This window comes from Nocardia sp. NPDC055002 (assembly GCF_053608825.1).
The window spans coordinates 1-7,680 of sequence record NZ_JBSGWE010000021.1; the positions used below are offsets into that span (position 1 = coordinate 1).

At 69.6% G+C, this 7,680-nt stretch carries 7 protein-coding genes; 1 reads left to right on the top strand and 6 read right to left on the bottom strand.

Annotated elements, in window-relative coordinates:
• Positions 1-216: 216 nt before the first annotated feature.
• The 5 genes from recN to ACWF99_RS33825 are packed head-to-tail and all read right to left on the bottom strand — an operon-like array spanning position 217 to position 4,926.
• Positions 217-1,986 (bottom strand): DNA repair protein RecN, encoded by a 1,770-nt coding sequence (recN, locus tag ACWF99_RS33805; RefSeq protein WP_378630064.1) that lies wholly within the window; start codon positions 1,984-1,986, stop codon positions 217-219.
• Entirely contained in the window at positions 1,986-2,915 is a 930-nt protein-coding gene (locus ACWF99_RS33810) for an NAD kinase (protein ID WP_378630063.1), read from the bottom strand. The genes recN and ACWF99_RS33810 overlap by 1 nt, the downstream gene beginning before the upstream one ends.
• A complete protein-coding gene (locus ACWF99_RS33815; protein ID WP_378630061.1) occupies positions 2,912-3,733 on the bottom strand; it encodes a TlyA family RNA methyltransferase in 822 nt (273 codons plus the stop codon). The genes ACWF99_RS33810 and ACWF99_RS33815 overlap by 4 nt, the downstream gene beginning before the upstream one ends.
• Position 3,734: 1 nt before the next feature.
• Positions 3,735-4,019 carry a hypothetical protein gene (locus ACWF99_RS33820; RefSeq protein WP_452538385.1) on the bottom strand — a complete coding sequence of 95 codons (285 nt, stop codon included), beginning with the start codon at positions 4,017-4,019 and terminating at the stop codon, positions 3,735-3,737.
• A gap of 13 nt (positions 4,020-4,032) precedes the next feature.
• Positions 4,033-4,926 (bottom strand): HAD-IIA family hydrolase, encoded by an 894-nt coding sequence (locus ACWF99_RS33825; RefSeq protein ID WP_378630056.1) that lies wholly within the window; start codon positions 4,924-4,926, stop codon positions 4,033-4,035.
• A 139-nt stretch (positions 4,927-5,065) separates the two neighbouring features.
• Here ACWF99_RS33825 and ACWF99_RS33830 point away from each other — a divergent pair, with 139 nt between their 5' ends.
• Positions 5,066-5,275: a hypothetical protein gene (locus ACWF99_RS33830; protein WP_452538386.1), complete on the top strand. Its 210-nt coding sequence runs from the start codon at positions 5,066-5,068 to the stop codon at positions 5,273-5,275.
• A 64-nt stretch (positions 5,276-5,339) separates the two neighbouring features.
• On the opposite strand, the gene ACWF99_RS33835 is transcribed toward ACWF99_RS33830, so the two are convergent.
• A complete protein-coding gene (locus ACWF99_RS33835; RefSeq protein ID WP_378631419.1) occupies positions 5,340-6,365 on the bottom strand; it encodes a hypothetical protein in 1,026 nt (341 codons plus the stop codon).
• Between the last annotated feature and the right edge of the window lie 1,315 nt (positions 6,366-7,680).

Sequence of the window (7,680 nt, forward strand, 5' to 3'; positions counted from 1 at the left end):
TGCTTGCTCCTTCGTCGCCTACGCACCGGCGCCTGACCGGCGGCCCGGCCGCGGACCGGCCACTTCGTGGCCGTCCCTCCCTAGGGGTCGGGAGTACGGGTGGCTGGGTTGGGTGGGATGTTGAAGACGGGGACGGGCCGGGTGTGCGGGGTGGTTGAAAGTGCGGTCGGTCCGCTTCGGGTGTGGTGACCGACCGTTTTGGGGGTAGTGCTCGCTTCAGGCGGGTAAGCGCTCGGCTCGGGCGGTTTCGAGGAGTTCTTCCGCGTGGGCGCGGCCGGTCTCCGTGTCGTCGAGGCCTGCGAGCATACGGGCCAGTTCCACCACTCGTTCTTCGTCGGTCAGCGCGCGAACGCCGCTGTCCACCTTCCCTTTTCCGTCGTCGGACTTGTTCACCACCAGGTGGGTGTCGGCGAAAGCCGCCACCTGGGGCAGGTGGGTCACGACGATGACCTGATGGGTGCGGGCCAGCCGCGCCAGGCGCTTGCCGATCTCCACCGCGGCCCGGCCGCCGACACCCGCGTCGACCTCGTCGAACACCATGGTCGCGCCGTGATCGGATCCGGCGAGCACTACTTCCAGGGCCAGCATCACTCGCGAGAGCTCGCCGCCGGACGCACTCTTGCTGAGCGGCAGCGACTGGGCTCCCGAATGCGCCGAGAGCCGGAATTCCACTTCGTCACAACCGTTCGAACCGGCGTGCAACAGCGCACCGTCGATCTCCAACGGCGCGGAATCCTGGGCACTGGCCTGCAGCGGGCGGACCTGGACTTCCAAGCGCGCCTTCCCCATCGCCAGCCCACTGAGTTCGGTGCTCACCGCGCTCGCCAGCTTGCCCGCCGACTTGGCACGCGCGGCACTGAGTTTGCGTGCCGCCTCGCGCACTTTGCCCGCTGCCGTTTCGACCTCACCGGCCAGCTTGGCCAGCGCGTCCTCGGACACATCGAGCGAGTCCAGGCGCGAGCGCGACTCGTCGGCCCACGCGATCACACCGTCGATGTCGGGTGCGTATTTGCGGGTCAGCGATTTGAGCTCGGCCTGACGGTTGAGCATCGTGTCCAGTGCGCTGGGATCGGACGGCAATTCCGACAGATAGCTGCTGAGTTCGGTGGTCACGTCGACCACCACCGCGATCGCCTCGCCGAGCCGCGGAGCCAGCGCGGCCAGGGCCGGGTCGTCGGCGGAATCCAGGCGGGCGCGGGCGCCACCGAGCAGATCGAGCACGCCGCCACCGTCGGCCGGCGCGTCGGTCGGGCCCGAGAGTGACTCGTGCGCGGCGACGCCCGCCTCACGCAGGGAATCGAGGTCGCTGAGTCTGCGGATCTCGGCGACCAGGCGGGTGTCCTCACCGGGTTCGGGCGCGATGCCGTCGATCTCGGTGAGCGAATGCTTGAGCCGGTCGGCTTCCAGCGCCAGTTCCCGACTGCGCGCGGTGCGTTCGAGCAGTTCGGTCCGCGCGTCCAGCCAGGACCGCCGATGCACCTGGTACTTGCGCAGCAGACCGGCTACGCCGTCGCCGGCGAACTGGTCCAGTGCCGACAGTTGCTGCTCCGGCCGCTGCAACCGCAATTGATCGTTCTGGCCGTGCACGGTCAGCAGCCGGGAGGTGAACTCACCGAGCACCGCGGCGGGCACCCCGCGCCCACCGAGATGCGCGCGCGAGCGTCCGTCGCTGTTGACGGTGCGGACCGCGATCACGCTGCCGTCCTCGTCGGCCTCGGCACCCGCCGATTCCAGCACCTCCCCGACCGCCGTGCGAGCCGCGTCGTTCACGTCGTCGACGACGAAACGGCCCTCCACCACGGCCTTCGCCGCACCCAGGCGTACCCGTCCGGCGTCGGCGCGCGCACCGCTGAGCAGGTGCAGGCTGGTGACCACCATGGTCTTGCCCGCACCGGTCTCGCCGGTGAGCACGGTCAGACCGGCATGGAACTGCGCGGTGGCCGTCGAGATGACACCGAGTCCGTCAATCCTGATCTCCGTCAGCATCAGTGCTCTTCCGTTCGCTGTCTGCCCCGCCAGCCGGTGACCGGCAGTTGGAACTTTCGCACCATCCGGTCGGCGAAGGGTGCCGAATCCAGCCGCACCCAGCGCACCGGACGTTCGCCGCGCACCACTTCGGCGCGGCCGCCACGCGGCAACGCGAGAGTGCGCCTGCCGTCGAGGAAAACGATCGCATCGTGTCCGGTCGCCACGGTCTCCACCGCGATCAGCGACTCCGGGCTGGTCACCAGTGGCCGCGCGAACAACGCGTGCGCGTTGCTCGGAATCACCAGCATCGCCTCCAGTTCGGGCCACACCACCGGTCCACCCGCCGAGAACGCGTAGGCGGTCGACCCGGTGGGCGTGGAGATGAGGATGCCGTCGCAGCCGAACGCCGAGACCGGCCGCCCGTCCACTTCGAGCACCACTTCCAGCACACCCATCCGCTGGGCGTTCTCGAGGCTGGCCTCGTTGAGCGCCCAGCCGCGTTCGACGATCGTGTCGTCCACGCGCACCGTGACGTCGATGGTCATCCGGTTTTCCACCTGGTAGTCGCGATCGACCACCTGCGAGAGCGCCTCGTCGAGGTTCTCGGCCTCGGCTTCGGTGAGAAAACCGATGCGGCCCAGGTTGATTCCGAGCACAGGCACACCCGCGGGCCTGCCGAGTTCGGCCGCGCGCAAGAACGTGCCGTCGCCGCCGAGGGCGAGCACCATCTCACAGCCCTGGGCCGCGGACGGGCTGTGCGGCACCACCCGCACCGGATATCCGGCTTCGTCTTCGAACCGGGTGCTGTCGGCCTCGTCGGCCAGGACCCGCAGGCAGATGCCCGCCTCGGCGAAGATCTTCGCCACCCGGTGCGCGGTCTCGATGATCTCCGCGCGACCGGGATGGGCGACGAGCAGGATCTCCCTGCCGCCGGCATGCGTACTCACTGCGGACCCTCCTCGACAGCCTGCGCGACCAGCGCCCGCACCTGTTCGGCGTCGTAGTCGAACGGGCCGACCTTGCGCAACCACAGGAAGTACTCGACATTGCCCGACGGACCGGGCAGCGGGCTGGCGACCACACCCAGGGTGCGCAGCCCGAGCGCCGCGGCGGCGGTCGCCACATCACACACCACTTCGGTTCGCAGCGCCGGATCACGCACCACACCGCCCGAACCGACCCGGTCTTTGCCGACCTCGAACTGCGGCTTCACCATCGGCAGCAGATCGGCGCCGTCGGCAGCGCAGGCCGCCAGCGCCGGGAGGACGAGCCCGAGCGAGATGAAGGACAGGTCACCGACAACGATTTCGACTGTGCCACTGATGGATTCGGGGGTGATGTTGCGCACGTTGGTGCGGTCGAACACGCGGACCCGGTCGTCGTTCTGCAGCCGCCAGATCAGCTGGCCGTAGCCCACGTCGACCGCGACCACCTCGCGCGCGCCCTTGTTCAGCAGCACATCGGTGAACCCACCGGTCGACGCACCCGCGTCCAGGCACCGCTTACCCGCGAGGCCGAGCCCCTCGGGTTCGAACGCCTCGAGCGCGCCGAGCAGTTTGTGCGCGCCACGCGAGGCCCAGGACACCTCGTCGGGTTCTTCCCGCACGATCAGCGGGGTTCCCGTCTCCACGGCCGTCGCCGGCTTCACGGCGACGGTTCCGGCAATCAGGACGCGGCCCGCGCTGATCAGCTCGACCGCGTGTTCTCGCGATCGCGCCAACCCGCGGCGAACCAGTTCGGCGTCCACCCGCGCTCGTCTGGCCACCTCAGATCTTGTCCACTGTCGCCAGCGCGTCCACCAGTACGTCGTGCGCCTGCTCGAGGATGCGCGCACGGCGGGTGATATCGGCACCGGCCTCGGTGTTCTCCGCCGGGCCTGCGACAGGACGCGGACCGAGTTCGGCGAGTAGTGCGTCGACCTCGGTCTTGATCCGGCGCGGATCGGCCGGTTCCTGCTGCGCCGGCGGGCCGGGCAGGTGAGCACCCGGCACGGGGATCCCGGGCCGGGGTGGCTGTGACGCGCCGTTCGGCGGTGAACTCGCAGTACTCATCGTGGCGTCAACGCTATCGGATTTCCGAATCGCCCGCGCGCACCCGTACCGCCCGGCCGGGATACTGTCGCAACAGTTCCGCGATGTCCGCCGGTGCGGCCGCTTCTGCCAGTGCGGCGTCGTTGAGGGCGTCGAGCGTGGCGGCGATATAGGTAGGGATCCGGGCGGCGGGTGCGTTGATCACCTCGTCGAGGGTGCTGACTCCGGTCAACACCAGCAGCGAGTCGAGGCCGAGGCCGTTGGCCCCCTCGATATCGGTGTCGAGGCGGTCGCCGACGACCAGCGCACGGCGGGTGCCCGCTCGCTCGATCGCGTCTTCCATCAGCGGCGCGTAAGGCTTACCCGCGACCAGGGGCTCACGATCGGAGGCGGTGGCCAGGGCGGCGACCATCGAGCCGTTGCCGGGAGCTAGGCCGCGCTCGTTGGGCAGGGTGCGGTCGGCGTTGGCTGCGATCCACAACGCGTCGGCGCGCAGGGCGTAGGCGGCTTCGGCGAGGTCTGGCCACGCGGTCGCCGGCGAGTGACCTTGGACGACCGCCGCCGGCGGGGTCTCGCCGAACCGGCGGATGGGCTCGAGACCGACGGCTTTCACCTCGGCGGCCAGATCGTCGGTGCCGACGACCAGCACCTTGTCGCCGGGGCTCAGCCGTTCGGACAGCATGCGGGCGGCGGCTTGCGCACTGGTCACCACATCGTTCGCGGTGGCCGGGTAGCCGAGTTCGTCCAGGTGGTGCGCCACGGCACCGGGGCCACGCGCGGCGTTATTGGTGACGTACACGAGCCGCTGCGCCGAATCACCATCCGGGACAAGCGCTTTGGGCGCACCTTCGATGACGTCGGGTCCGCGGTACAGCGTTCCGTCCAGGTCGAGCAGCAATGCCTCGTATCGATCGCGTAGCCGGTCCATCCACCCTCACTTCGTCGTCTCTGCCGGGTCGGACACCTCTGCGACCCTAGGCGAAGGCACCGACAGCTTCGGTCCCCCTCGGCTGTCGAATAGCGCTCGCACCCTTCATGATCGAGCATGTGCCACGTGTTCGTGCGCGATGTCCCCAGTTGCGAACGTCTCGCCCAGCGCGTCGCGGGCGCTCACCGACGCAACAGGGAAACCGGGCCGGTTGCCGACCGAAGTAGCTCCCCTGCTCACACAGCGTGCTCGATTGCCCGCATCGCAGGAGGCCGGTCCACCGCTCGAGCGGACCGAGCACATCTGCGCCACGCCCGATCCGGCGGCGCCGGCCGACATCATCCTCTGATGACATGCGAAAAGGCCGCAGGCCGGGAAACCTGTCTGCGTTCCCGGCCTGCGGCCTTGTGGTTCTACTGTGCGTCGCCGGTGAGTTCGGTTGCCCGCTCCTCGGCGTCGGTTTCGTCGTCGAGGTCGGCGGCGGCGGCGTTGAGGAACCACTGCAGGCCGTCATCGGTGCGGCCCGCCGCCACCAGCGCGTCGGCGTAGGCGTAGAACAGACGCGCGGCGGCGGAGCCCGTGCGTGACGGGTCCAGATCGGAGGCTTGCAGCGTCACGACGGCCTGGTCGAACTGACCCAGATCCATCCGGGCGCCTGCCACAACGATCCGCAGCTCGGCGGCTTCGTCACCGGTGAGCGTCTGTGCTTCCTCGCTGCGACCGAGCTCGATGGCCCGTTCCGGCCTGCCGAGACCGCGCTCGCAGTCCGCCATCACCGCGAGCAGCCCGGCGCCACCGGACATGCGTCGTGCGGTGCGCAGCTCCGACAGCGCCTCCGCCCATTCCTCGGCGTGGTAGGCCACCACACCGGCGGTCTCACGCACCACCGCGATGCGGCCCGCACGCTGCCGCGCGGCCCGAGCGTGTGCCAGCGCCAGGCGCGGGTCGTCCTCGAGCAGCTCGACGGCCATCACCATGTGCCGGGCCACCGAATCGGCGTTGTTCTTGTCCAAGCTCAGCAGGTCGCGGCGCACGGCCGGATCCAGATCGGATGCCTGCACGTCCTCGGGCAGATCGGGCTCTTCGGGACGAGCCGCACGGCGATCGTCCGGCCGCCCACCCGTCGTACGAGCGCCTTCACCGCCGCGACGGCGGTCATCGCCGAAGTCACCCGACCGCGACGGACCGCCGGACGCCGAGCCACTGCGCGCACGGTCGTCACGGTCCGAACGGGCACCGCGATCCGCGAATCCACGCCGCTCGCCACGATCGGCGTCACCGCCGGCCCGATCGCCGCGATCCGAACCGCGGGAACGGTCGTCACGGTCGGCCCCATGCGAACGGTCGTCGCGATCCGACGCACTTCGGGCAACACTGTCACGATCGGCGCCGCGTGGGCTCTCGTCGAGGTCGGAATCATCGCGGGCGACGTCATTCAGGTCGCCACTGTCCGAGCCGCGAGCGGCGGCACCGGACCGGCTGTCGAGATCCGAGTCGACCCGCGAGCTGTCGCTCTCGGACTCGCCGGCGTCACGAGGACGGTCACCTTCACCGGTGTCGATCGTGGTCGCCTCGTCGTCGGTCTCGGCTACCTGCGCCGTGGCCGAGCCCGCGTTGTCTTCGGACTGCTCAGTGGACGCTGCCGACTCGTCGGTTGCGGGCTTGTCGCTCGCCGTCGCGGAGGTGCCGCCCGACGCGCCGGCCGAGGCCGTGCTGTCGTCCTCGGTGATCGACTCGTCGATATCGGAGGCAGCCGATGCCGAGACAACGCCGAGCACGTCACTGTCGCGCTCACGACGCTTCTCGCGGTAGGTGCCGTCGAGCGGCTTGCCGTCCTCGCCGACGAACTTGCCCTGGCTGCCACCGGAGCGCGCGTCACGCTTGAAGCCGCCACGACCGCGGTCGTCGTCGCGCCTGGGCCCACGATCGTTGTCGTCGCGCCGCTGGTAGCCGCCCTTGCCGCTGTCGTCACGACGCGGGTAACCACCCTTGTCGTCACGCTTCTGGTAGCCACCGCGATCGGAACCACCACGCGAACGGTCATCGCTGTCGTTACGACGGAAGCCACCACCCGGACGGTCACTGCCGCCTTCGCTGCGACGGAAGCCACCACGATCGGAGCTGCCGCCACGGTCACTGCCGCGATCGGAGCTGCCACGCGAACGGTCGTCGCCTTCGTTACGACGGAAACCGCCACCCGAACCGCCGCGGGGGCGATCGTCATTGTTGCCGCGGTATCCGCCACGGTCGCCGCCGCGATCGAAACCACCTGTGGGACGGTCACTTCCGCCCTCATTGCGCTTGAAACCACCACGGTCACCGGAGCCACCGCGACCGGCGTCGTCACGGCGCTGGTAGCCGCCGCGGTCGCCACTGTCGCTGCGCTTGAATCCGCCGCGATCGTTGTCGTCACGCTTCTGGTAGCCGCCACGATCATTGTCATCACGTCGCTGGTAACCCCCGCGACCGGCATCATCGCGCTTGGGGTAACCGCTCTTGTTGTCGTCGCGGCGCTGGTAGCCACCACGATCCGACGAGCCGCCACGATCCGAACCACCACGGTATCCGCCACGGTCGCCACCGCGGTCGAAACCACCTGTGGGACGGTCACTTCCGCCCTCATTGCGCTTGAAACCACCACGGTCACCGGAGCCACCCCGACCGGCGTCGTCACGGCGCTGGTAGCCGCCGCGGTCGCCACTGTCGCTGCGCTTGAATCCGCCGCGATCGTTGTCGTCACGCTTCTGGTAGCCT